Here is a 23,541-nt window from a genome sequence, read left to right as displayed (position 1 = left end):
TTGCAGCGAATGGACGATGAATCTTTTCCGTACAACCGGATGGAGCGAAAAAAGTATATCGACCTGGAGCGCAGGTACACGTTGCTCGTCTGGGACAGTTTTGGTCAAGTGATGGGAACAGCCTTTGGAGATCGGCTGGAGCCGGAGGATTTCCCCGAGTTTCTGCACATCGACAAACCAGACGGGACTGAGACGGTATCCATCAGAGGCCAGATGTATCGGGTACAGACAGTAACTGTGCCCAAAAAAGTCGTCGTGGGCGATCGAGTGCAAATCGCCTATCAGTTTCAATTGATCTACAATCTCGCACCTGAGCAAAACATGCTGAGCAGCTTGTTGTACGTCGTCGTGATCGGTGGTGCTGTCAGCGTCGTCATTGCCATCGTGGCGGGCTGGTTTTTGGCAAGGCGCGCGCTTATTCCGATCCAGGTTTCGTGGGAAAAGCAGCAGCAGTTCATCGCCGATGCCTCGCATGAGCTGCGCACTCCGTTGACCGCGATCATGGTCAATCTGGAGCGCCTGTTTCGCCACCCCGACCATACGATAGAGCAGGAAAGCGAGAAAATCATGATTGGCATGCAGGAGGCGAAGCGGCTGAGCAAGCTGGTGGCTGATTTGCTGACCTTAGCTCGCAGCGATTCCAACGAGCTGCAAATCATGAGCAAACGCATCCGTCTGGACGAGGTCGTGCAAAAATGCACACAGGTGTTTACCCAGCTTGCGATCGTAAAAGAAATCAGCCTGGAGACGAACATCGAAGGGCCGCTGGAAATTGCCGGAGATGAAGAGCGTCTGCATCAGTTGCTGGTCATTTTGCTGGACAACGCTCTCAAGTACACAAACAAAGGCGGCAGCATTTACGTTTCTTGCAAAAAAGACGGGAACCGCGTCGCCATCCTGGTAAAAGACAGCGGTATCGGCATTTCCAAAGAAAACATCCCGTATTTGTTCGACCGTTTTTTCCGCGTGGACAAAATGCGCTCCCGCTCCACAGAAGGCACGGGATTGGGCCTGTCCATCGCCAAATGGATTGTGGACGCCCACCATGGCAAAATTCACGTGAGCAGCGAGGAAGGCATAGGAACCAGCTTTTTGGTTACACTGCCAGTAAAGTAAGCAGAGGAACAGAGGCAGAACCGATTTCCACTTCAAGGGAATCGGTTTTTCTTTTGCAGACATGGATAAGTGTTGATAGTATACTTTTTTGCTTTACATATTTAGAAAGTAAGGTAAACTACAAGGGAAGAGAGGAGTGGCGTTTGATGAAGATGACGGTAACGGAAGCAGCTGTAGCGTGGTTTAAAGAAGAGTGGGGCTGCCAAGAGGGCGACAGCATTCGCTTTTTTGTCCGATATGGAGGGGTAAGCACGGTTCAGGATTCCTTTTCCATGGGGATCGCCAAAGAACTGCCGAACGAAATCGGACTGTCTACCGTAATAGATGGCATTACTTTTTATATGGAACAAGACGAGTTGTGGTATATGAACGGAAAAGGACTGATCGTGGACTACCGTCCAGCGACTGACGAAGTCGATTTCCGTCTGGATGAACAATAATGATGAGAAGCAAATGACTCCGCGAGATGGAGTCATTTTTATTTTCATACTTAACAAACTAAAATATATGTTATATTATAAATGCAAGATCCAATTGGTAAAAGGAGGATGTTACATGCGGTTACTCGATTCGTATTTGGAGCTCGGCTTGGTGGGAATGGCGCGCGCGGCGCAAGAAGGATGGTTCGAGGGTCATTACGGTGCGGCATTGCTGGCAGGCTACTACATGAATCAGGAGCATGATTTGCCTCGCCATGTAATAGAGGGGATTGAGCGAACCTGTGAAGCTTTCCGGAAATTGAAGCCGGAATGGTTCGCCCCGTTGGACCAGGAAGAAGAAGCTGATCCCGCCTTGCTGGACAGCGTCATTTACAGACTCAAGCAAAATACGCAGCAGCTGCGCACCTCCGGACATGGTTTGGCATTGGGCGTGCTGGCATTGAAAGCGCTCAAGGAACGTCCCGATCTGATCCGTCCGAGCATTGTCAGCGGGCTGGTTGAATTGCTGAAAAGGACAAAAGAAGACAGACCAACCCGCTATTGGGGCATCGCCAACTATTTTGCGATCAGGACGGAGGACGTGGCATCGGAAGTGGCGCCATACGACACGACCGACGAGATGGCGGTCAGGACGTTTGACGAGCTACATACAGTCATCCCCGGGCGGGTGATTGATGGGCAGCGCTATCACTTTGCAGGCGAGGTCATCCACAGCGTGACGCATGCCCAGGCTTTGACTGAGTTGGAGCGTTTCGGCTACGGAGAGATGGTCAAGGCGGGAATCGCCAATCATCGGATTCAAACCTATCTCGACCGTCAGCGACCGGAGTTTGTGCTGGAGGATGAAGTAAAAGAGCCAGCTTTTGCCGAGATTTTCGCGCCGGCGTATTGGGAGAAGACGTATAGCGACCCTCACGCGCTAAAGCTGCCGTACGCTGCGCTGGACTTGCTGAAAAAATTGCCGGCAGAAGACAGGGCAGGCGCCGAGCGCAACCTGTGCAAGCTGTTGACGATTATGGACTAAAAGCGCTCGATAACGAAAAAACAGGGAAGCCGCTGTGGCGTCCCTGTTTTCATTTTCATCAATGAATTACCAGCCCGGAATGACGGTCGTCGTGGATTCTTGATTCGCGTAGTAGCTCTTATGCTCCACCAGCGACCGGAGAATGGCGGCTTCATTAATCGTGAAACCTATGCCTGCTCCGGTAGGGACGGAGAGAACGCCCGGCGAAACGAAATCGATCATCGGCGTAACGACATCCTCTGTAAAGTAGCGGTGAGATGGCGACGTGTCGCCCGGGATGGTGAAGTTGGACAGCGAAGCGATGGCGATGTTGTGGGCGCGGCCAATCCCGACTTCCTGCATGCCGCCGCACCAGACCGGAACGCTTTTTGCCGCACACAAGTCATGGAGCTTCTTCGCATCTGTCAGGCCGCCGACGCGTCCGATCTTGATGTTGATGATGCGGCAGCTGCCGAGTTCAATCGCTTTGCGGGCATCCTCGACGGTGTGGATCGACTCGTCGAGGCAAATAGGCGTTTTCAGCTCGCGTTGCAATGTCGCATGGTCGATGATGTCGTCGTGTCCCAAAGGCTGCTCAATCATGATCAGGCCAAACTCGTCGAGCTGTTTCAGCATGTCGATGTCTGCGAGCGTGTAAGCCGAGTTGGCATCAGCCATCAGCGGGACGTCAGGGCCAAAGGTGTGACGGATGGCGCGCATCGGCTCTACGTCAAAGCCCGGCTTGATTTTCACCTTGATTTTTTTGTACCCGTCGCGGATAAAGCCGTCGACTCGTTCCAGCAATTTTTCGATGGTTGGCTCGATTCCGATGCTGACGCCGACATCGATTGTCGTGCGTGTGCCGCCAAGCGCCTGGGAGAGGGACAGCCCGTTCATTTTGGCGTACAAGTCCCAGACAGCGCCTTCCAGAGCGGATTTGGCCATCTGGTTGCGGCGCATCCAGGAGAAGATTTCCGAAACTTGATCAGGATGCTCGATGTCGCGGGTAAACAGTTGGGGAATCAGGTACTTTTCAAGCATGTACCAGACGGTGTCGACATCTTCTTCGTTGTAAACCGGGACATCCATCGCGACGCTCTCGCCAAAGCCTACGTGATTGCCGCTGTAGGCGCGGACGAGAATACATTCCTTGTGAGTTTCCAGCCCCATGCTGGTGACAAACGGGGCAGTCAGGGGAATTTTGATTCTTTGCAGATCGACGCGTTCGATTTTCATGACCATCTCTCCTCAGACATGTATTCGGATGAGCGAAGGCGGATTGCAGGCGAGATCACTTGCCCGCGTGCCGCTCAAACGTGGTGAGTACCGTTCGGGCCAAAATTTCGATGCCATCCAGCAGCGATTCTTTTGCAAAAGTCATTTGCGGATGGTGCAATCCGGGTGCCAGGCCGCAGCCCAGCCCCAGCATGGTTGCGCGTAGATGAGGCCGTTCTTTGGTGTAGTAGTGGAAGTCTTCCGCGCCCGGCGTCTGGATCGGCGCTTCCAGCTTGTCTGCGCCAAGCGTCTGGACAATCGCATCAGCCATGATTTGCCGAGCTTCCTCATGGACTTCGGCCGCGTACACCCGCTCGGTGATGTCATAAGACAAGTCTACCTCATAAAGCCGGGCTACATGTTGCAAAATGTGTTCGACTCGGGAAAAGAGCGCGTCGATGACAGGGTTCGTCTGCGCGCGCAAATCCAGATGGAACTGGGCGGAGCCGGGAATGATATTGCTGCTCTTGCTGCCCGCAGAAAGCTGCGTCATTTTCACGGAATACGGGATGAGCGGATCGAGATGAATGCCTTTGAGCTGCTCGACGATGGCGGCTGCGACCTCGATGGCATTGACCCCGAGATGCGGACGCGCTCCGTGGGCATCGTCTCCCTTGATTTGTCCAAAAATGGTGCCTGCCGCGCCGTGCATAATCGCCGAGGCAGCCGTACCTTGCCCAATCTCCTGAATCGGCCGGAGGTGGACGCCGTACAAGTAGTCGATATCGTCGACAACTTGCTTTTTGACCATAGCCAGCGCGCCGTTTCCGCTTTCCTCAGCCGGCTGGAAAATCAGCTTGAGACGTCCGGGAAGCTGAATATTTTGCGCCTGCAAGACCATGAGCACTCCCAGCACCATCGTCATGTGGGCATCGTGCCCGCAAGAGTGGTTGGCCTGGAAGACGCCGTTTACTTCTTGCCAGAGAGCGTCCATGTCAGCCCGCACGCCGACCGTCAATCCGCCGGGGGTCAAGTCTCCCCACTCAGCTACTACGCCTGTCACATCGTCAAAAGTAGTGACCCGGCAATGGTGCTCTTGCAAAAAGCGGGCGATATAAGCGGTCGTCTCGACTTCCTGCCAGCTAACCTCAGGATGTTGGTGCAAGTGCTCATACAGAGAAAAAATGGCGGGCTGCAATTGTTCGATAGTTGTGCGCATGGTTCCTCCATAGGTTTACGACCGGGGCTGCGCCACGTCATGGCCCAGCCAGTCAATTGGCAAAAATCGTGTCTAGGAAACGCCGATGGTGACAGCAACGATCAGAGCGACGGCGGCGATGAGTGCCCAGCCCAACAGCAGCTTCCAGATGAATTTGACCCATTTCTCGTACGGGATGCCTGCGACAGCCAAGTAGCCCATCAGTGCCGAAGAAGTCGGGATGATCGAGTTGGTCACCGCATCACCGTACTGGAACGCAAGAACGGCGATCTGGCGCTGAATGCCAAGCAGGTCTGCAATCGGCACCATGATCGGCATCGTTGTCGCAGCCTGGCCGCTTCCGGACGAAATGAACAGGTTGAGCACCGCTTGAATCAGGAACATAGCCAGTACGTTGATCGCATCCGGCAAATGGCCGATGGCGGAAGTCAGGGCGTAAATCATCGTATCGATAATTTTTCCTTCTTCCAGCACGACGGTGATCGCCCGGGCAAAGCCGACGATCAGGGCGCCGAAGGTAACGGCTTTGGCGCCAGCGACAAAGGAGTCAAACAGCTTGTCTACATTCAGGCCGCCGACAAGCCCGGCAACCAGACCCATGATTAAAAACGAAGCCGTCAGTTCAGTCAGGAACCATTCGTACTCGAACACGCCGTAGACGTTGAAGGACAGCCCACAGACCATCACCAAAAAGACAAGCTTGTGGCGTCCGTTGAGGTCTGGAATCTCGACAGCGACCTGATCGGTGCTTTCCTGTTTTTCGATCGAGTAAATCACGCTTTGGGTCGGGTCAGCTTTGACACGGTAGGCATAGCGCATGACGTACCAGATGGCAAAGCCGAGGACGAAAACGTAAACTACGGCGCGGAAAGTCAAGCCGGAGAAGAGCGGCAGTTGCGCCAGAGATTGTGCTACCCCTACCGTGAACGGGTTGAGCATACCGCCCATGAACCCGGCAGCCGCGCCCATCGTGATCATGGCCGTACCCGTTACCGCATCGAAGCCCATTGCCCGGGCGAGCGCAATCCCGATCGGGACGAAAATGATGCTTTCTTCCGCCATCCCCATCGTGAAGCCCCCGATGGAGAAGAGGAACATGGAAGCGGGGATCAGGAGCTTTTCCCTGCCCTCCAGATAGCGGACGCCTTTGTTGATGCCCGCCTCAATCGCGCCCGTTTGACGGATGATTCCGAAAACGCCGCTGACGATGAAGATGTAGAAGATGATTTGCGAGCCTTTTTGCATGCCCTCCGGAATCGCTTTGAACATGTCAAAAAACCCGACAGGACTGCTTTCGACAGGGTGGTAGCTGCCGTTCACGACAATCGTTTTACCCGAGGCTGCGTCCTTGACGCGTTCGAACTCGCCAGTAGGGAGCACGTAAGAAGCAAGCGCTGCCAAAATAATGATGATAAAGAGAATGGCATAAGTGTGTGGGACCGAAAAACGTTTCTTGGCTGGCGTTGCTTGAGGAGAAGGATGTTGTGTAGCCATGAGGTCACCTCGCTTTTTTTGGCTTTTTATAAGCAAGTGGCATGCCAAGTGTCGAAAATTCACGAAAAAAGGCGTTTTCATCGGACGAAGAAGGTGCTCCTCCAATAGAAAACGCACTCTTTAGGAATGTTTATTAGGATTTATTCGACCTAATACATCCTAATATTCAAAAATCTTTCCCTAGATTTTCCCATGCTTCCTCAGCACCTCGATGCCGTCTCGCGTTATCAAGGTTCCTTGACGTGTTGTTCCAGAGCGCACCAAGCCTAGCTGCTCCAGCTGTTTCAAGCGGTTGCGCAGCGCGCTTTCCGTCCAGCCGTTCGCTTGCAGAGCGGGGGAATGCGCCAGTTGGTAGCGCCCTACTGGTTTGTTGGAGAGGTAATATTGATACAGGGCGATTAAAATATCGAGATTTCGTTCATCGTCAAGCGGCACGACGGCAGCCAGTGATTGCTTTTGAAAAATACGCTCGGTCAGCCGCTTGGGGAGATCGGATACGCCAATGACAGGATGCTCGCTTACCGTAATGGCGTAGTCCACCACGTTTTTCAGCTCCCGAATATTTCCCCTCCAGTCATGGGCAAGCAAAAGCTCCATCACTTCCGGCGACCAGCTTTTGCGAATGCCTTGCTGCTTGAGGTGATCGTCAATCAGCAGCGGGATGTCACTGATCCGTTCCCGCAACGCCGGAATCTCGATTGGCAAGACGGCGAGGCGGTAAAACAAGTCTTCGCGAAACGCCCCTTCTTTGACGGCATCCTCCAGATTGCGGTTGGTTGCCGCGATCACCCGGCAGTCTACGGACAAAATGCCTGTGCCGCCGACGCGAATCACTTGCTTTTCCTGAAGGACGCGAAGCAGCTTGACCTGGATCGCTGGGGAGATATCGCCAACCTCGTCGAGGAAAATCGTCCCGCCATCTGCCTGTTCGAACAGACCTGGCTTGCCGCCTTTTCGCGCCCCCGTAAAAGCTCCATCATCGTAGCCGAACAGCTCGCTTTCCAGCAAGTTTTCCGGCAGCGACGCGCAGTTGATGGCGACAAAAGGGCCGTTTTTTTGCAAGGAATGCTGGTGAATGGCGTGGGCAAACAACTCTTTTCCCGTGCCGTTTTCCCCCGTCAGCAAGATCGTCTGGTTGTTTTTCGCCATTTTTTTGCTTAGCTCGATGGCGTGTAGCAGCGGTTGGCTGTCTCCTTTTATATCCGCAAAAGAATAAGTAGCCGTGTGCCCGCGCAAAGTGAGCTGCGTGCGCAGGCGCTGAATCTCGGTCACGTCTTTTAACGTGCAGACGAAGCCAAGCTGCTCGTGGCCTCTGCGAATGCTGTGGCTGCGGACAATGAATTGTCTCTGCTCGATGGCAATGAGCGTGTCTTCCTGGCCCTCCTGCTTGAAAAAGGGGGCGAGCTGGCTTGACTCTTTCAGCGTGGTATACGGTTTGCCGATGATCGCTGTTTCGAGTGGACAGAACAGTTCGACGGCCGCATCGTTAATAAACGTGATCAAGCCAGCTTCATTGCAGGCGATGACCGGGTCTTTTACAGCTTGAAACGTAGATTGCAGCTGACTGTTCAGCTTCTGCACCTCCGCATAGGAAGTTCCGAGCATTTTGGCCAACTCGGACATTTCGGCGATAAAAGCGGAGAGATATTGCCGCTCCCATTCAATCGGAACCCCTACCTTGCGCCCAGTATCGATCAGATCGTGGATGCTGATTTTGCGGAAGCCGAGGTCGATGATTTCCACATGAGGCGGCAGCGGAACGTCGGGAATGCTCATGATGATCGCATACTGAAATTCCGCCTCTTCGAACGTACAGCCGGGGTGGAACGGAACGTAGTGCAAGTGATCGATGTTGGCTTCCCGCAAGTTTTGAATGACTTCTTGCGCGGTGACGGGCGAGTTGTTCATGACAGGTACGGTCGTTCCGGGCGGAATTTGCATGAGCGCCTTGATTTTGCGCAATTCAAAGAAACGGTTGAGGACGGTAATCGGCACCGTCTCGGGTACAGCCTGACGGGCGATCGTATACAACTCGGGTGCCCTTGTCGTGATGAAGACGTGTGATACCCCGGAGAGGTCCGGGATTGGCTCGTGGCTGGCATAACCGATGACCTTGCAATACGGTTCGAAGTACGCCCGCAGCTCTTTCAGCAAAAAAGCGAGCGTATCGGTTCCTTTTGCAATCAAGACAATGGTGTGATCCATGGTGCACCGCCTTTTCTGGGAAAACTGTTGCTACTAATGATAGCACAACGGCTGTCCGGCGATGGATGGATTCCCTTGTCTGCAAAGGAAAGACAAGGATTGATCTGCCAGGCGGGAAGTGTGGTTTAATAGAAGGAGAAGGAAAAAGCGAGAAGAGGAGCAGGGGGATTCAGCATGGAGAACACATTTGTTCCAGAGATGCTGCAAATGATCGGTCAAGCTGTGCCAGAAGAAGTGTCCATTGCCATATCGGATGGAACGCAATATTTGTATTATCAGCCTAGCTCAAACATAGACTTGAAAATTGCACCGGGCGATCAGGTTCCGGTTGGCTCAGCGACTCACAAGGCATTGATGGAAAGAGGCAAAGTAGGGCATCAGGTAGAAAGCCGGATTTTTGGAGTGCCGTACTACGGTTTGTCGCTTCCGTTGTTCAAAAGTGGAGAGGTCATGGGCTGTATCACCGCCATCTACCCTTTGCAAAGCGTTCCGCTTGCCAATCCGCAGCCGCGGCTGTCGTTTTTGATTGGAAAAGGGGAAGATGGCTGGCTGCCGATTCCGTTGCATGAGATTGTGTATATCAGCTCGAATGAAGGCAAGACGCTGTTGCATGCGGCCACTGGATCGTACGCGAACAAGTACAGCATGTCCGAGCTGGAATACATGCTTCCGCCGGAGCGGTTCGTGCGTTGCCATCGCTCGTATTTTGTGAACATGGAGGCGATTGGCTTCATCCATCCGCATTTTCACTCGACGTTTTTGCTGGAGATGAAGGACAAGCAGAAGACGAGAGTGCCCGTGAGTCAGACGTATGCCAGTGCGTTCCGGCAACTGCTCGGCTTTTAACAAGGAACAACGTCGTTTCGCTGAGAATGGTTCGCTGTCTTTTTTTCTAATTATCTGCTCAAATATTCTGCTTTGTTGAAAATTGAGTGCCCGCTCAGATTCCTTGTGCTAGTGTAGGAGCAAGAAAAGATGGCATAGGGGGTCACAATGATGTGGGAGCGCTTACGCGATAAACGAATGGCAGATAAAATCGTGACAGCTGAGGAAGCAGCGAGTTGGATCGAGGATGGCATGACGATCGGGTTAAGTGGCTTCACTCGTGCAGGGGATGCCAAAGTCGTGCCGCTCGCATTGGCCGAGCTGGTCAAAAGAGAAAACAAACCTTTTGGAGTGAACGTATATACAGGCGCATCGCTCGGTTCCGATGTGGATGCCGTGATGGCGGAAGCGGGAATCGTCAGCAAACGCTTGCCTTTTCAGGCCGATCCCGTGATGCGCAAAAAAATCAATGACGGCAGCATGATGTTTGTCGACCAGCATCTGTCCCACACGGCAGAGCTGATTCGTCAGGGAGCAATGGCCGCCATTGATTACGCGATTGTGGAAGCGGTTGCAATTACGGAGGATGGTATGATCATTCCGGCCACATCCGTCGGCAATTCGAACATCTTCGTCGATTATGCGAAGCATGTCATCGTTGAGCTGAATCTGGCTCAGTCTGCTGAACTGGAAGGCATTCACGACATCTACACACCAGGGAAACAGGGAGAGCGCGAGCCGATCCCGCTTACAGCAGTCGATCAGCGAATCGGCACAGCGGGAATTGTGGTCGATATGGATAAAATCAAAGGCATCGTGTTGACGAACCAGCTCGACTCGCCATCGACGATTGTGGAGCCGGATGAGGAGACAGCTCAGATCGCCGCCCATCTGATTGCGTTTTTGCGCGAGGAAGTGAAAGCTTCCCGTTTGCCGAAAAATCTCGCGCCGCTGCAATCGGGCATCGGGTCTGTAGCCAACGCGGTGTTCAACGGCTTTTTGGACTCGGAGTTCACCGACCTGACTGTTTATTCGGAAGTATTGCAGGATGCGGTATTTGACTTGATCGATGCGGGAAAAATCTCGTTTGCTTCCGGCTGTTCGATCACGCTGACTGCCGAAAAAATGGAGCACGTCACGCGTCATTTTGCCCAATACCGCGACAAGCTGTTGCTGCGTCCGCAGGAAATTACTAACCATCCGGAAATCATCCGCCGTCTCGGACTGATTGCGATCAACACGGCGATTGAGGTGGATATTTACGGCAACGTCAATTCCACGAATGTATCCGGCAGCAAAATGATGAACGGCATCGGCGGCTCCGGCGACTTCGCCCGCAACTCTCGTCTTGGCATTTTCGTCACCAAGTCGATTGCCAAAGGCGGGAAAATTTCCAGCATCGTTCCGTTTGCGTCTCATGTGGATCACACCGAGCACGATGTCGATATTATCGTCACGGAACAAGGACTGGCTGATTTGCGCGGCCTGGCTCCAAGAGAGCGCGCCTTGAAAATCATCGAGAACTGCGCCCATCCGCTCTATCGGGATCAATTGAGAGCGTATTATGAAGAAGCGCTCACACGCGGCGGGCATACTCCGCACGTATTGGAAAAAGCGTTCTCCTGGCATGTGCGGTACGCGCAGGAAGGCACGATGCTTGCGCATGAGCCGGCTCTCGTATAGTTTAAGAGTTGTAGGAGAATAACAGCGGTAAAAAACAAACCCGCCCGGGCGTCGATGCCTGGACGGGTTTGCTTGTGTCTGTGCTTGCTTTACCTTTTGGCGGAAGCGATTGTTACTGTTCCGCTTTCTTTTGGCTGAGAAAAGGATGCGACGGCAAAGCCCAGCCCTGCGAGCACGAGCAAGCCGCCAACCCAGCTCACATGCACAATCGCCGCATGGTTGACGATCAATCCGCCCAGCCCTGCGCCAAGTGCCAGCCCCAGTTGAAAAACCGAGGTGTTGATGCTGAGCGCGACTTGGGACGAGTGCGGAGACAAAGTAATCAGGTAATACTGCTGGGCAGGGACAGTCGTCTGAACCGCAGCCACCCAGAACATGACTGCCACAATCGCGCCTGCGAACAGCATGGTGGACAAGGGCAAAAACAACAGGACGAGCGCATGCACTACCAGGCTGATGTACAAGGTGCGACGGACGCCCCATTTGTCAGTGGCGACACCGCCGATTCGCGAACCCGCGACACTGGCGAGACCAGCCATGAACAGCGTAGCGCTTACCCAGGCGGTAGACATGGCGGTCGTGCTCTGCAAGAGCGGGGTGATGTACGTGTAAACCGTCGAGTACCCTGTGACGAAGAACAAAGAGAGGAGCAGGGCGTGAATCACGCGGCGGTTGCGTAACGCTGCCAGCTGCTGGCGCAAGGGGATGGCTGCCTCGCCTTGTTCTTTTGGCAAAAAGGCAAGAATGGCTGCGAACGGAATGATGGTCAGGACGCCGATCAGGGCGAATACAGACCGCCAGCCCCACAGTTCGCCGAGCATCGTGCCAGCCGGAACGCCGAGCACAAGCGAGAGGCTAAAGCCCATGAGAATGATGGCAATGGAGCTGCCCTTTTTCTCGGGGGAGGCCATATTGGCGGCTTGCGCGAGAGCAACCACCGTGTAAATGCCGCCGCAAAGCCCGAGCAAAATACGCGAGAACAACAGCAGGGAGAACCCAGGGCTGACGAAAGCGAGCAAATTCGTCAGGATGAACACAAAAAGCGCCCAGAGGATGAGCTTTTTGCGCTCCATTTTTGCCGTGAGCGCAATCAAAATCGGTGAACCGAAAGCAAAAGCCAGGGAAAAGGCTGTAACAAGCTGGCCAGCCAGGGAGACGGAGACGTGGGTATCATTTGCGATCATGCCGATGATGCCTGTTACGATCGATTCGGCGGTGCCCACCATAAATTCTCCCAGTGCCAGCAACAAAATCAGTGTACGTCTGGACAAAGCGGCTTCACTCCTTGGAAAAACAAGCTTTTCATGCCGCCTGACCGCGCGCTGGTCAGTGAGCATCTCGGTAGTGACATTTTACGAAACAATTTTTATAATTTACATGCATGAACCAAGGTGTTTCTCTTGTATTTCTATATAGAAGCAAGTTATTTGCAGGTTAGCGCTTATGAAATCGAAAGGGTGATAAAAGTGGATCAGGTCGATTACAAAATCATTAGCCTGTTGCATGAAAATTCGCGGATACCGTTGGCGGAGATGGGGCGAATCATCGGGATGACGCAGCCAGCGGTCAAGGAGAGGGTGCGCCGTCTGGAAGAACAAGGCGTGATCACCGGCTATCACGCGGCGATCTCGCAGGAGAAGCTGGGCAAGCACACGACTGCTTTTGTCATGTTCCGCACCAAGCAGTGCGCCGCTTTTATCGACTTTTGCAAGCAGGCGCCTGAAGTGACCGACATGTACCGGATCAGCGGGGAGTACAACTACATGCTGAAGGTCGTCACCCGTTCTACGGAGGAGTTGGTAGCTTTTTCGGAACGCACCGGAGATTTCGGTTACTCTTATACGCTGATTGTGTTGACGGCTCCTTTTGAACAAAAAATGATGCTGGGGGAAGAGAAGATTTTTTGAGCGTTTTCCCAGCAAAAAAGGCTCCGCTGTAGCCAGGCCAGGCGGGGCCGCTTTCGTTCATGTACAAAAAATAAAGACCGCCACGAGCAGGTGACGGTCTTTGTGAAGCTATGGCTATATTCATGCATAAGGGCGGTTTTTGTTTGCAGTTTGGATACAAGAAATTATTTGCGGTAAAGCGGATAGTCGACTTCGAGCGGCACCTGGATCAGCACCAAGCGCAGGGGAGCATCGTCTTTTGCCTGATAAGTGATGGTTTCCGCTGCTTCGGTTGAAACGACGACAAAGTCGCCTGTATTCGCAGTTGCTGACTGTTCACTGCCCAAAATGTTCCCGCTGCCTTCCACGACGACGACAGCGTGAGCGTAGCCAGCCGGAAGCTCCAGCGAAAAAGCTTTGCCTGCCGGAATGGCAATGTCTTTCATTGAAGAGTCGGTCACGAGCGAAATGGGAGCTTGAGAACCAATGATGCTTTTCACCGATACGCCATCCGTCGTTTCGCTTGGAAACTCTTCGTGATCATACTGGTTGTAAGTCGGCGGAGTCTTTGTGGTTTTTGCCAGGTGCGGCTCAAACCAGATTTGGAACATTTCCGTATCTTTGCCCAATTCTTCGGCGTGGTAAGCTCCTGATCCTGTTTGCATGATCTGAGCGCCGCCTGTTGTCACTTGCTGCAAATTGCCCAGCGTATCCCGATGACCCACTGTGCCTTTCAAGACATAGGACAAAATTTCAAAGCCGGAATGCGGGTGAAGAGGAATTTCAAACGTTTGCAGTGATTTTGCCCATGCCCAGTAAAATAGCGGGCCAACCCGTTTTACGACGGAACCTTCGTGGGGGAAGCCAATCGGTTTGTTTTCTACGATTTCACCGTCGCCAAAGTGTCCTTTTGCTTGTTCATTCTGTGTATAGACGCGGATTTCCATCTGCTGTGTCCTCCCTTGGTGGAATGCTGGCTTACGGGCTTAGCAAGTGTTGCTTAAAACAAAACGTATGCTCCTGGACCGATCAAAGCGACACCGATAGCGACAGCGATCAAAGTCAGGTTGTACTCGTAGCCGTTTTGCGTTACCCAATATCCATTTTGACCGTGAACCTTCACAATCGCAACCAACATTGTGAAGACAATGAGGAGAGCGCCGACCCATGTACCGACACCTGCTGCAAACAGCAAGCCGCCGACCAGTTCAGCCAATCCGGCAAGCAGGGCCATGGCAACGCCAGGTTTGACCCCGATGGACTCCAGCCAGCCGCCTGTGCCTTTCAAACCGTAGCCACCGAACCAGCCAAACAGCTTTTGCGCACCGTGACCTGCAAACGACAACCCAATCACCAAGCGAATAATCAACAATCCAAGATCCATCATTTTTCATCTCTCCTTAATTATTTTAAATTATAGTATTTCAAATTTGAGATATTAGGACAAGAAAGGCTGGCGGGCCTTAGAAGGATTCCGCCAGTTTTGCTGCTTTTTCGATGCCTGCTGCTACGATTGCTTCTGCTTTGTCCGGGAATTGGTTGTGACCTTCTACGATCACTTCTGTCACATTGCTGATGCCCCAGAAGCCAAGCACCGTGCGAACGTAGCGGTTAGCCAGTTCGATTTCAGCCATTGGGCCTTCGGAGTATACGCCGCCGCGTGCGCTCAGGAGAGCTACTTTTTTGTCGCCCATCAGTCCAACAGGGCCTTCCGCTGTATATTTGAACGTTTTGCCTGCTTGCGACAGGTAATCAACGTAGGTGTGCAGAACAGCAGGAACGGTGAAGTTCCACATAGGGAATGCGATAACTACTTTTTCTGCATCAGTGAATTGGTTCAAATATTTGCTCACCAGTTCAGCGCCTTTTTGTTCTTCAGCAGTCAGCTCCATGCCGCGTCCAGCTTTGAACATGGCAGTGAGCAGGTCGTTTCCGTAGTAAGGAAGGTTTTCTGCGAACAGGTCCAGCTCGGCGATCTCGTCGTTTGGATGCGTTTCTTTATAAGATTTTACGAAAGCCTCGTACAGCTTTACGCTTACTGCCTGCTCAACTGGGCGATCATTTGCTTTAATGAAAAGTACTTTGCTCATGAGAAAAATATTCCCCTTTCTTTTTGTAAGCAGATAACTTTTAATGTGTAAATCTTGATTTTAAGATTATTACGTGTTGAAGGTTTTGTCAACACCTTTTTTACCCTCGGTGGGTGCTGCCCAGTCTAATAATTCTCCTGAGCAGCACGTCCCAACTTTTTTAACAAAGCAATCGCTTGCTGTTGTTCTTCGGGGGTAAGTCCCGCGACCGCTTTTTCAATCGCCTCTTGATGAGAAGGAAAAATGTCTGCCAGAAACGCATGGCCTTTTTCCGTCAGCTCGGCGTAAATGACCCGGCGGTCGGCCGAACAGGGTTTGCGAATCAACAGTTGCTTCTTTTCTAGCTTGTCCACAACGTAGGTGATATTTCCACTGGAGATCAGGATCTTTTCGCCAATTTGCTGCAATGGCTGCGGACCCTTATGATAGAGAACTTCCAGGACGCCAAACTCGGTAGGATTCAGCCCGTGCAGGCGGATGTGCCGATTGGAGTGGGCAGTGACCCAGTTATATGATCTCGATAATACGACAAAAAGATCGAGGGAATCATTGCGATCCATGAAAAACCCTCCTTTCCAACGAATTTTCGATATCTTGAATTTAAGATAACTTTACATGAAGTCGCATCCGTTTGTCAAATAGAGGGGGATAAAATCATCCTTTGCAAAACAAATGTTTTTGTGATAGACTTTTGTTTGTAAACGAAGCTGTGAATGCTAATCAGAAGAAAGGAGGATGACCGTGGAGAAAGATATGTTGATCCTTCATCACATCCGGCAAAATCCGTTCATTTCCCAGCAAGAGCTGGCTGACTTGATCGGGATTTCGCGGTCGGCTGTAGCGGGGTATATCGCTCAGTTGACCAAGCGCGGCGAGATTAAAGGCAGAGCGTACGTATTGCGGGACGAAGGCATGATCGCTTGCATCGGTGGAGCGAACCTCGACCGAAAAGCGCGTGGAAAGCAAGCCGTGCGTCTGCATTCCTCCAATCCGGTTACGATCATGGAATCGTGTGGCGGGGTTGCCCGCAATATCGCGGAGAATCTTGGACGACTGGGATGCAATACATCCTTGTTCACCAGCATCGGTGAAGATAAGGAAGGCGAGTGGATCGTGCAGGAGACGAAAAAGCACGGAGTAGATATCAGCCAGGTGTGGCGCTTGCCTACGCAGCGCACAGGCACGTATACCGCATTGCTCGATATCGATGGGGAAATGGTCGTTTCTTTGGCGAACATGGATATTTACGACGCGCTCACACCGGAGATGTTTGCCGAGAAATGGTCGCACATTGCAGCAGCCCACGCGATTTTTATCGATACGAACATACCGGAGGATTGCTTGGCCTACATCATTAGCCGTTGCCGGGAGGAAAACATCCGACTCTTTGTTGACCCGGTCTCTTCTGCAAAAGCGAAAAAGCTCCCACAGCAATTGGACGGAGTCGAAGCGATCCTGCCCAATCGGGAGGAAGCGGAGCTGCTTTCCGGCATGACGATCAACTCTATCGAGGATTGCGCCGAAGCGTGCAAGAAAATCAGGGAGAGAGGCGTCAAGCACGTCATCGTCACCATGGGCGAAGCAGGAATTTTTTATCAGTCGGAGGACGTATCGGAGCAGATGGCGCCGTATCCGACTGAGGTAGTTGATGTAACAGGGGCAGGCGATGCGTTTGCGTCCGGCCTGTTGTACGGCATCGTGAACGGGGAGTCGTTCCAGGCTGCTTGCCGTCTCGGTTTGGCAGCATCTGCTCTGACTTTGCAGACAGAGCAGTCCGTTTCTCCCTTGCTCAAAGCGGAACAACTGCAATTGACCGTTGGACAATACGAAAAGGAGCGATAAAAGATGAAACAATACCTGACCTTTACTGAGGAAGTACGCCACGCGCTGGAGAACAACCTGCCAGTAGTTGCCCTGGAGACTACGATTATCTCCCACGGGATGCCATACCCGCAAAACATCGAAATGGCAAAAGAAGTAGAGCAAATCATCCGCGACAATGGCGCAGTGCCAGCGACAATCGGAATCATGGACGGCAAAATCAAAATCGGTTTGACCGAGAGCGAGCTGGAAGAGTTCGCGACCAACAAATCGGTGGAAAAAGTGAGCCGCCGCGACTTCCCTTACATCCTCGCAAGCGGCAAAATCGGTGCGACGACAGTAGCGGCAACCATGATCGCAGCCGATCTGGCTGGCATCCGCATGTTTGCGACTGGCGGTATCGGCGGGGTACACCGCGATGGCGAAATCACGTGGGACGTATCTGCTGACTTGACTGAGCTGGCGCAAACAAGCGTTGCGGTTGTATGCGCTGGCGCAAAATCGATCCTGGATATCGGACGCACGCTGGAATACTTGGAGACGCAAGGCGTGCCGGTGGTCGGCTACCGCACTGCCGAGTTCCCGTCCTTCTTCGCTCGCGAAAGCGGATTTGGCGTAGACTTCCGTCTGGATACGCCAGAAGAAGTCGGCACTTTGATGAACACCAAATGGAAGCTCGGTCTGACTGGCGGCTTGATCATCGCCAACCCGGTACCGGAAGCAGACGCGCTTGACCACAAGCAAATCGAAGGCGTAATTTTGCAGGCGCTCAAAGAAGCGAAGGAAAACAACATCGCAGGCAAAAAAGTAACACCTTTCCTGCTCGACAAAGTGAAACAACTGACAGCAGGCAAAAGCTTGCAAACGAATATCGCTCTCGTAAGACACAATGCGGAAGTAGCGGCAAAAGTAGCTGTTGCTTACCAAAATGCAGTGAACGAAGGTAAATAAGCAGTCATTCCAGGCTCCCGATGAAGAAAATCGGGGGCTTTTTTTGTGCGTCGAGAAAAGCCAAAGAAGCAGAGGAGAAAAAATTTTAAAAAATCACTTGATATACCCTGTGGGGGTATTGTATATTGAGAGTGTGATAAGAAATGAACGTAAGGGGAACTATACAATGAAATATACCCTCTAAGGGTATTTGGGGGAATTGGTATGAGTGCCAAAACGGCAGAAGCTACAGTTCCGATTTCAGGGATGACATGTGCAGCCTGCGCGCTGCGCATTGAAAAAGGCTTGAAGAAGCTGGATGGTGTAGAAACAGCCAATGTGAATTTGGCTTTGGAAAAATCGACAGTCGTCTTCGATCCGGCCAAAACGAGTCTCGACGATATACGCTCGAAGATCGAGGCGCTTGGCTACGGCGTCGTCGCCGACAAAGTCGAGCTGAATATTACAGGCATGACTTGTGCGGCGTGTTCAACCCGAATCGAAAAGGGTCTGAACAAAATGCCTGGCGTGTTGAAGGCAAACGTGAACCTGGCGATGGAAACAGCTACGGTCGAATACGATTCTGCTCAGGTGGGCGTGTCTGATCTTGTGCGGCAGGTAGAAAAGCTGGGATACCAGGCAACGCGCAAGGAAGAGGGCAAAGAAGAGGAGCAGGTTGACCGCCGCATGGCCGAGATCAAGCGGCAAACGCAAAAGTTCTGGATTTCCCTCGTGCTGTCGCTGCCGCTGCTCTGGTCGATGGTCAGCCACTTTTCCTTCACTTCGTTCATCTGGTTGCCGGACTTCCTGATGAACCCGTGGGTACAACTGGCCTTGGCGACTCCTGTGCAGTTCATCATCGGGGCGCAGTTTTACGCAGGGGCCTACAAAGCGCTTCGCAACAAGAGCGCGAACATGGATGTGCTGGTCGCGCTCGGCACCTCGGCTGCCTATTTTTACAGTCTGTACGTGGCGATCTCGTCCATCGGGTCACACGCCCACATGCTGGAGCTTTACTTTGAAACGAGCGCTGTGCTGATTACCTTGATTTTGCTGGGCAAACTGTTTGAAGCCAAGGCGAAGGGACGCTCTTCGGAAGCAATCCGCAAGCTGATGGGCTTGCAAGCGAAAACAGCCGTAGTCGTCCGCGACGGTGTGGAAATCACGATCCCTGTTGAAGAAGTGCGGCCTGGAGATATCGTGAACGTGAAGCCAGGCGACAAGGTGCCAGTGGATGGCATCGTGCTGGAGGGGCAGTCTGCGGTCGACGAATCCATGCTGACGGGGGAAAGCATCCCGGTAGATAAAGCGGCTGGAGATGCCGTCATCGGAGCCACCTTGAACAAAAACGGTTTTCTGAAGGTAAAAGCGACCAAAGTCGGGAAGGAAACGGCGCTGGCGCAAATCATCAAAGTCGTGGAGGAAGCGCAAGGGACAAAAGCACCGATTCAACGACTCGCAGACAGCATTTCCGGGATTTTCGTTCCGATTGTCGTCGGAATTGCGGTGGTGACTTTTCTCATCTGGTATTTCGCCGTCATTCCCGGCAACTTTGCCGAGGCGCTGGAAAAGGCTATCGCCGTGCTGGTAATCGCTTGCCCGTGCGCACTTGGTCTGGCGACTCCAACCTCGATTATGGCTGGCTCTGGCCGCGCAGCTGAACTGGGCATTTTGTTCAAAGGGGGAGAGCATCTGGAGACGGCGCACCATTTGGATACGATTGTCCTCGACAAGACAGGAACCGTAACCAAAGGAGAGCCAGAGCTGACAGACGTGATTTCGCTTGATTTTGCCGAGCCAGAACTGCTTGCGCTGGTAGGCGCGGCCGAGAAAAACTCCGAGCATCCACTTGCCCAGGCGATCGTTCGCGGGATCGCGGAAAAAGGCATAGCGCTTGGGCAAACCAGCGTGTTTGAAGCGATTCCCGGCTTCGGGATTCGGGCAACCGTCGACAGCAGAGAAGTGCTGGTCGGGACCCGCCGTCTGCTCGAACAGCACCACATATCGTATCAGGCTGTTTCAGACACGATGCTTTCGCTGGAACAAGCGGGTAAAACGGCGATGCTGGCGGTCATCGACGGCAAGCTTGCCGGGTTGATTGCCGTAGCGGATACGATCAAGCCGACTTCGAAGCAAGCAATCGAACGCCTGAAAGCGATGGGGCTGACGGTCATCATGATGACGGGCGACAACCGTCAAACCGCCGAAGCGATTGCTCGCGAGGCAGGAATTGAGCACGTCATCGCCGAAGTCCTGCCCGAAGGCAAGGCTGCCGAGGTGAAAAAGCTTCAGGCAGAGGGCAAGAAAGTGGCTATGGTCGGCGACGGAATCAACGATGCTCCGGCACTGGCTACCGCTGATATCGGCATGGCGATCGGCACGGGAACAGATGTGGCGATGGAAGCGGCCGACATTACCTTGATGCGCGGCGAGCTGACCAGTGTCGCTGACGCCATCGAAATGAGCAAGCGAACCATTCGCAACATCAAGCAAAACCTGTTCTGGGCTTTTGCCTACAACACGCTGGGCATTCCGTTTGCAGCCTTGGGCTTCCTCGCTCCATGGTTAGCCGGAGCCGCGATGGCTTTCAGCTCCGTCTCCGTCGTGCTCAACGCCCTGCGCTTGCAGCGAGTGAAGCTGTAAGCTGCCATCTGCCATCTGTCGTTTACAAACAGCAACAAGCGGCTTTGTCCGCATCATTTATACACATACACTCAAAGGAGAGATTGAGAATGAAAAACGTAACATTGAATGTAGAAGGCATGTCTTGCAACCATTGCGTGAATACCGTGGAAAAAACGTTGAAAGAGCTGGGAGCAGAAGGCAAAGTCAATCTGGCGGCCAAAACAGTAGAGGTTTCCTTCAACGAAAGCACGTTGACGCTGGATGCCATCAAGGAAGCAATCGAAGAACAAGGATACGATGTCGTTTAAATAGCGACTGTCTCTTTGAACACAAAGCCCCTGCCTGAACATTAGTTCGGGTGGGGGTTTTTCGTTTTCCTCTCCACCAGCGCCGTTTGCCCACGAACTTTTCGCTTTTGTAAAGACTTTGTAAATCGTTAACACCTCCTCAACAATCCGGCAGGGGATCGACCGAAAAGGCGCATGGACAGGCGTCTGGCCTTTATCAAACCTTGTCGCCTGCTTTATACGCCCTTCAAAAACGACAGCTACAATGAAATCAAACGAAATCAAACAAGTCGGAAAAGAACAGGAGGAGTGGTCAGATGATGGACTTGCATATGCACACCACCGCTTCTGACGGGAAGCTCACTCCCGCAGAGCTGCTTGCCGAGGCAAGCGAGCGGGGAGTGACTCACCTAGCCATTACAGACCATGATACCGTCGATGGATATCTGCTGGCTCGCGATGAGGCCGAACGTCTCGGTCTGAAGCTCATACCGGGAATCGAATGGAACACGGACGGCCCAGAAGACGAGTTGCATATTTTGGGTTACGGCCTCGATATATCGGATGCCCGGCTCCTGCACGTCATGGACAGGCGCCAACGGGAGCGGATCGAGTGGATCGCCGAAATCGTCGAACGCTGCAATCGTTTAGGTATGGCGATCACCATGGAAGAATGCACAGCCCGGGCAAAAGGCGACGTGCTGGTGCGCACAGATGTGGCAGAAGTTTTGGCAGCACGCGGCTTTTGCTCCACTCCGCAAGCGGCGTTCGAGACGTATTTGCGAAAAGGCTGCCCGGCCTATGTGCCCCGTCCTTCCTTCTCGGCACGCGAAGCGATTGAGCTTACTCATGAAGTAGGCGGCATTGCGATTTTGGCCCATCCGGGTATTTACTCGTTTGAAGTGAAGCTGGATGCGTTGCTTGCCTACGGCATCGATGGCATCGAGGTGTACTATTCGAAGCATTCCGCGCAACAGATGGCATTTTGGGAGCGGCAAGCTAAGGTGAATCACCTGATCCGCTCGGGAGGCAGCGACTTTCACGGGCACGGCTCGCGCAACCCTTACCCGGTTGGCAGTGTGCCGATCCCGGCAGAGGTAAAGGAGTGGTGGACATGCTGTATGTTTCATCGACATTGATGTGGTCCTACCCGGTAGAAGCGGCGATTTTGATTGCCAGGCAGTACGGATTTGCCGGGATGGAGGTCTGGGCCGAGCACGTCTGGTTCCACAAAAGCAACCCGCGGGAAATTCAGCAGGCCGCCAAACGCGTCGGCATGAAGCTGACTTTGCATGCGGCTAGCTGGGACTTGAACTTGTGCTCGCTGAATAGCGGCATTCGCAAACAATCGGTGGAGGAAATCAAGCGGTCGTTGGCTCTCGCGGGGGAGATCGGAGCGAAAAGCGTGACGATCCATCCGGGACGAGTGACTTTGACCCACAAAAACCGGGAATGGCACGAAGCGGTGCTCATCGAGAGCCTGAACGAGCTGGCGCAAGAGGCTGTGCGTCTGGGAAGGGTGCTGTCCATCGAGCATATCGAGCCGTTGCCAAAAGAACTGATCGTGACGCCGGGGGATTTGAACAGGCTGCGTGCAGCGCTGAACTATCCGACGGCAGCGACCTTGGATATCGCCCATGTGCCCCTGACCTGTTCTCTGCCGCAGTTTCTCGGAGAACTGGAGGGAGTCGACAAAATCCATGTGAGCGATGCGACAGCAACCAAGCTGCATGTGCCACTCGGAACAGGGGAAATTGACCTGCCGACGATTTGGCCGCTCTTGCTTGCGGAAGAGAAGCCGCTGGTTGTAGAAGGCTTCGACGATGCGCGGAATTTGTCCCAACTCAAGCAAAACCTGCTCTTTTTGCAACAAGGCCACAGTGTCTCATTTGGATAGGAGGTTTGTATTATTTTGAACATTCTCGTAGTGAATGATGATGGAATTTTCTCCAGCGGCGTGCTGTGTCTGGCGCAAGCCCTGCAGCCGTTCGGCAATGTATCCATTGTCTGCCCGGATCAGGAACGAAGTGCGATCAGCCATGCGATCACACTGAAATCACCTGTAAAAGCAAACAAAGTAAACTTTTTCGATACTTCATTGGAAGCGTGGGCTGTCAACGGCACTCCCGCCGACTGCGTCAAAATGGCGATTGAGGTGATTCTCAAAGAAAAGCCGGACGTGATTGTTTCCGGGATCAACCGCGGGCCGAATCTCGGGCGGGACGTGTTTTACTCGGGCACGATCTCGGCTGCGATCGAGGGGGCGATGTACCAGATTCCTTCTGTCGCGATCTCGCTCGCCACGCTGAAGCCGAACCCGAACTTTTCGATCGTGGAGCCGTTGGCCTACGAAGTGTTTGAAACGCTGTTCAGGCACAAGCTCAGCCCGGAAGCGGTACTGAATATCAACTTGCCGTACTTGTCCAAAGAAATGGTAAAAGGCGTAGCGGTGACGCCATTGGCAATGGATGTGCTGCGCTATCAGTACGTCGGACTGAGCGACCCGCAGGGCTACCTGTGCTACTGGCTGTCCGATCATTTGAGCGAACTGAACTTTGAGGATGAGGAGTCGGATTACTACAAGCTGCGCGACGGGTTCATCACGATTACGCCTCTGCAATTGAACATGACCAACACGGCCATGAAGACGAAGATCGGAAAATGGTTTCAAGGTGCGAAGCAAAGCTCTTAACTCATAAGCC

22 protein-coding genes (1 of these 22 running past the window's edge) are annotated in these 23,541 nt (G+C 53.0%); 13 read left to right on the top strand and 9 right to left on the bottom strand.

Going from position 1 to position 23,541, the window contains the following annotated elements; translation table 11 throughout:
- The 3 genes from IRJ17_RS02310 to IRJ17_RS02300 all read left to right on the top strand — a co-directional run.
- A protein-coding gene (locus IRJ17_RS02310; RefSeq protein WP_122966694.1) for a sensor histidine kinase crosses the window boundary here: on the top strand, positions 1-1,116 show its 3' portion. It extends 174 nt beyond the left edge of the window; the window shows 1,116 of its 1,290 coding nt (coding positions 175-1,290); the start codon falls outside the window, past its left edge; its stop codon occupies positions 1,114-1,116.
- 146 nt (positions 1,117-1,262) lie between these two features.
- On the top strand, positions 1,263-1,556 hold the full coding sequence (locus tag IRJ17_RS02305; protein WP_173597943.1) for a HesB/YadR/YfhF family protein: 294 nt from the start codon (positions 1,263-1,265) through the stop codon (positions 1,554-1,556).
- A gap of 115 nt (positions 1,557-1,671) precedes the next feature.
- Positions 1,672-2,580: a hypothetical protein gene (locus tag IRJ17_RS02300; RefSeq protein WP_242773021.1), complete on the top strand. Its 909-nt coding sequence runs from the start codon at positions 1,672-1,674 to the stop codon at positions 2,578-2,580.
- Positions 2,581-2,646: 66 nt separating this feature from the next.
- On the opposite strand, the gene menC is transcribed toward IRJ17_RS02300, so the two are convergent.
- From menC to IRJ17_RS02280, 4 genes are all read right to left on the bottom strand, one after another.
- Entirely contained in the window at positions 2,647-3,795 is a 1,149-nt protein-coding gene (gene menC / locus IRJ17_RS02295) for an o-succinylbenzoate synthase (RefSeq protein WP_242773019.1), read from the bottom strand.
- A 55-nt stretch (positions 3,796-3,850) separates the two neighbouring features.
- On the bottom strand, positions 3,851-4,993 hold the full coding sequence (locus tag IRJ17_RS02290; RefSeq protein ID WP_242773017.1) for a M20 peptidase aminoacylase family protein: 1,143 nt from the start codon (positions 4,991-4,993) through the stop codon (positions 3,851-3,853).
- A 72-nt stretch (positions 4,994-5,065) separates the two neighbouring features.
- Positions 5,066-6,487, bottom strand: coding sequence for a YfcC family protein (locus tag IRJ17_RS02285; protein WP_122966703.1), 1,422 nt, complete (start codon positions 6,485-6,487; stop codon positions 5,066-5,068).
- Between the two features lie 180 nt (positions 6,488-6,667).
- A complete protein-coding gene (locus tag IRJ17_RS02280; protein WP_122966689.1) occupies positions 6,668-8,692 on the bottom strand; it encodes a sigma-54 interaction domain-containing protein in 2,025 nt (674 codons plus the stop codon).
- Positions 8,693-8,866: 174 nt separating this feature from the next.
- Here IRJ17_RS02280 and IRJ17_RS02275 point away from each other — a divergent pair, with 174 nt between their 5' ends.
- The gene (locus tag IRJ17_RS02275; protein WP_122966688.1) at positions 8,867-9,538 is read left to right on the top strand and encodes a LytTR family DNA-binding domain-containing protein; all 672 of its coding nucleotides are present in this window, start codon (positions 8,867-8,869) and stop codon (positions 9,536-9,538) included.
- Between the two features lie 150 nt (positions 9,539-9,688).
- Positions 9,689-11,200: a succinyl-CoA:acetate CoA-transferase ScpC gene (locus IRJ17_RS02270; RefSeq protein WP_122966687.1), complete on the top strand. Its 1,512-nt coding sequence runs from the start codon at positions 9,689-9,691 to the stop codon at positions 11,198-11,200.
- A gap of 89 nt (positions 11,201-11,289) precedes the next feature.
- Here the strand turns inward: IRJ17_RS02270 and IRJ17_RS02265 are convergent, their stop codons facing one another.
- Complete coding sequence (locus IRJ17_RS02265; protein ID WP_173599965.1) at positions 11,290-12,471, bottom strand: MFS transporter; 1,182 nt, start codon at positions 12,469-12,471, stop codon at positions 11,290-11,292.
- A 195-nt stretch (positions 12,472-12,666) separates the two neighbouring features.
- Between IRJ17_RS02265 and IRJ17_RS02260 the strand changes: the two genes are divergently transcribed.
- Positions 12,667-13,107 (top strand): Lrp/AsnC family transcriptional regulator, encoded by a 441-nt coding sequence (locus tag IRJ17_RS02260; protein ID WP_242773015.1) that lies wholly within the window; start codon positions 12,667-12,669, stop codon positions 13,105-13,107.
- Positions 13,108-13,271: 164 nt separating this feature from the next.
- Here the strand turns inward: IRJ17_RS02260 and IRJ17_RS02255 are convergent, their stop codons facing one another.
- The 4 genes from IRJ17_RS02255 to IRJ17_RS02240 all read right to left on the bottom strand — a co-directional run bounded on the left by IRJ17_RS02255 (position 13,272) and on the right by IRJ17_RS02240 (position 15,736).
- Positions 13,272-14,033, bottom strand: a complete 762-nt coding sequence (locus IRJ17_RS02255) for a pirin family protein (protein WP_173599966.1) — start codon at positions 14,031-14,033, stop codon at positions 13,272-13,274.
- Between the two features lie 53 nt (positions 14,034-14,086).
- On the bottom strand, positions 14,087-14,473 hold the full coding sequence (locus tag IRJ17_RS02250) for a DoxX family protein (RefSeq protein WP_122966684.1): 387 nt from the start codon (positions 14,471-14,473) through the stop codon (positions 14,087-14,089).
- A 76-nt stretch (positions 14,474-14,549) separates the two neighbouring features.
- Complete coding sequence (locus IRJ17_RS02245) at positions 14,550-15,176, bottom strand: FMN-dependent NADH-azoreductase (protein ID WP_122966683.1); 627 nt, start codon at positions 15,174-15,176, stop codon at positions 14,550-14,552.
- 125 nt (positions 15,177-15,301) lie between these two features.
- Positions 15,302-15,736 carry a MarR family winged helix-turn-helix transcriptional regulator gene (locus IRJ17_RS02240; protein ID WP_122966682.1) on the bottom strand — a complete coding sequence of 145 codons (435 nt, stop codon included), beginning with the start codon at positions 15,734-15,736 and terminating at the stop codon, positions 15,302-15,304.
- A 181-nt stretch (positions 15,737-15,917) separates the two neighbouring features.
- Between IRJ17_RS02240 and IRJ17_RS02235 the strand changes: the two genes are divergently transcribed.
- The 7 genes from IRJ17_RS02235 to surE all read left to right on the top strand — a co-directional run bounded on the left by IRJ17_RS02235 (position 15,918) and on the right by surE (position 23,531).
- Positions 15,918-17,018 (top strand): carbohydrate kinase, encoded by a 1,101-nt coding sequence (locus IRJ17_RS02235; protein ID WP_173599967.1) that lies wholly within the window; start codon positions 15,918-15,920, stop codon positions 17,016-17,018.
- Positions 17,019-17,021: 3 nt separating this feature from the next.
- Entirely contained in the window at positions 17,022-17,948 is a 927-nt protein-coding gene (locus IRJ17_RS02230) for a pseudouridine-5'-phosphate glycosidase (protein WP_242773013.1), read from the top strand.
- A gap of 204 nt (positions 17,949-18,152) precedes the next feature.
- On the top strand, positions 18,153-20,570 hold the full coding sequence (locus IRJ17_RS02225; protein WP_173599968.1) for a heavy metal translocating P-type ATPase: 2,418 nt from the start codon (positions 18,153-18,155) through the stop codon (positions 20,568-20,570).
- Positions 20,571-20,659: 89 nt separating this feature from the next.
- Entirely contained in the window at positions 20,660-20,860 is a 201-nt protein-coding gene (locus IRJ17_RS02220) for a copper ion binding protein (RefSeq protein ID WP_063229343.1), read from the top strand.
- Between the two features lie 296 nt (positions 20,861-21,156).
- Positions 21,157-21,978 carry a PHP domain-containing protein gene (locus IRJ17_RS02215; RefSeq protein WP_122966678.1) on the top strand — a complete coding sequence of 274 codons (822 nt, stop codon included), beginning with the start codon at positions 21,157-21,159 and terminating at the stop codon, positions 21,976-21,978.
- Positions 21,954-22,736: a sugar phosphate isomerase/epimerase family protein gene (locus IRJ17_RS02210; protein WP_242773011.1), complete on the top strand. Its 783-nt coding sequence runs from the start codon at positions 21,954-21,956 to the stop codon at positions 22,734-22,736. The genes IRJ17_RS02215 and IRJ17_RS02210 overlap by 25 nt, the downstream gene beginning before the upstream one ends.
- Positions 22,737-22,751: 15 nt before the next feature.
- Positions 22,752-23,531, top strand: coding sequence for a 5'/3'-nucleotidase SurE (gene surE, locus IRJ17_RS02205; RefSeq protein WP_242773009.1), 780 nt, complete (start codon positions 22,752-22,754; stop codon positions 23,529-23,531).
- Positions 23,532-23,541: the final 10 nt, after the last annotated feature.

The sequence above is a fragment of the Brevibacillus parabrevis genome (assembly GCF_022701015.1).
Taxonomy (GTDB): domain Bacteria; phylum Bacillota; class Bacilli; order Brevibacillales; family Brevibacillaceae; genus Brevibacillus; species Brevibacillus parabrevis.
This window is presented reverse-complemented; position numbering and strand designations above follow the sequence as displayed.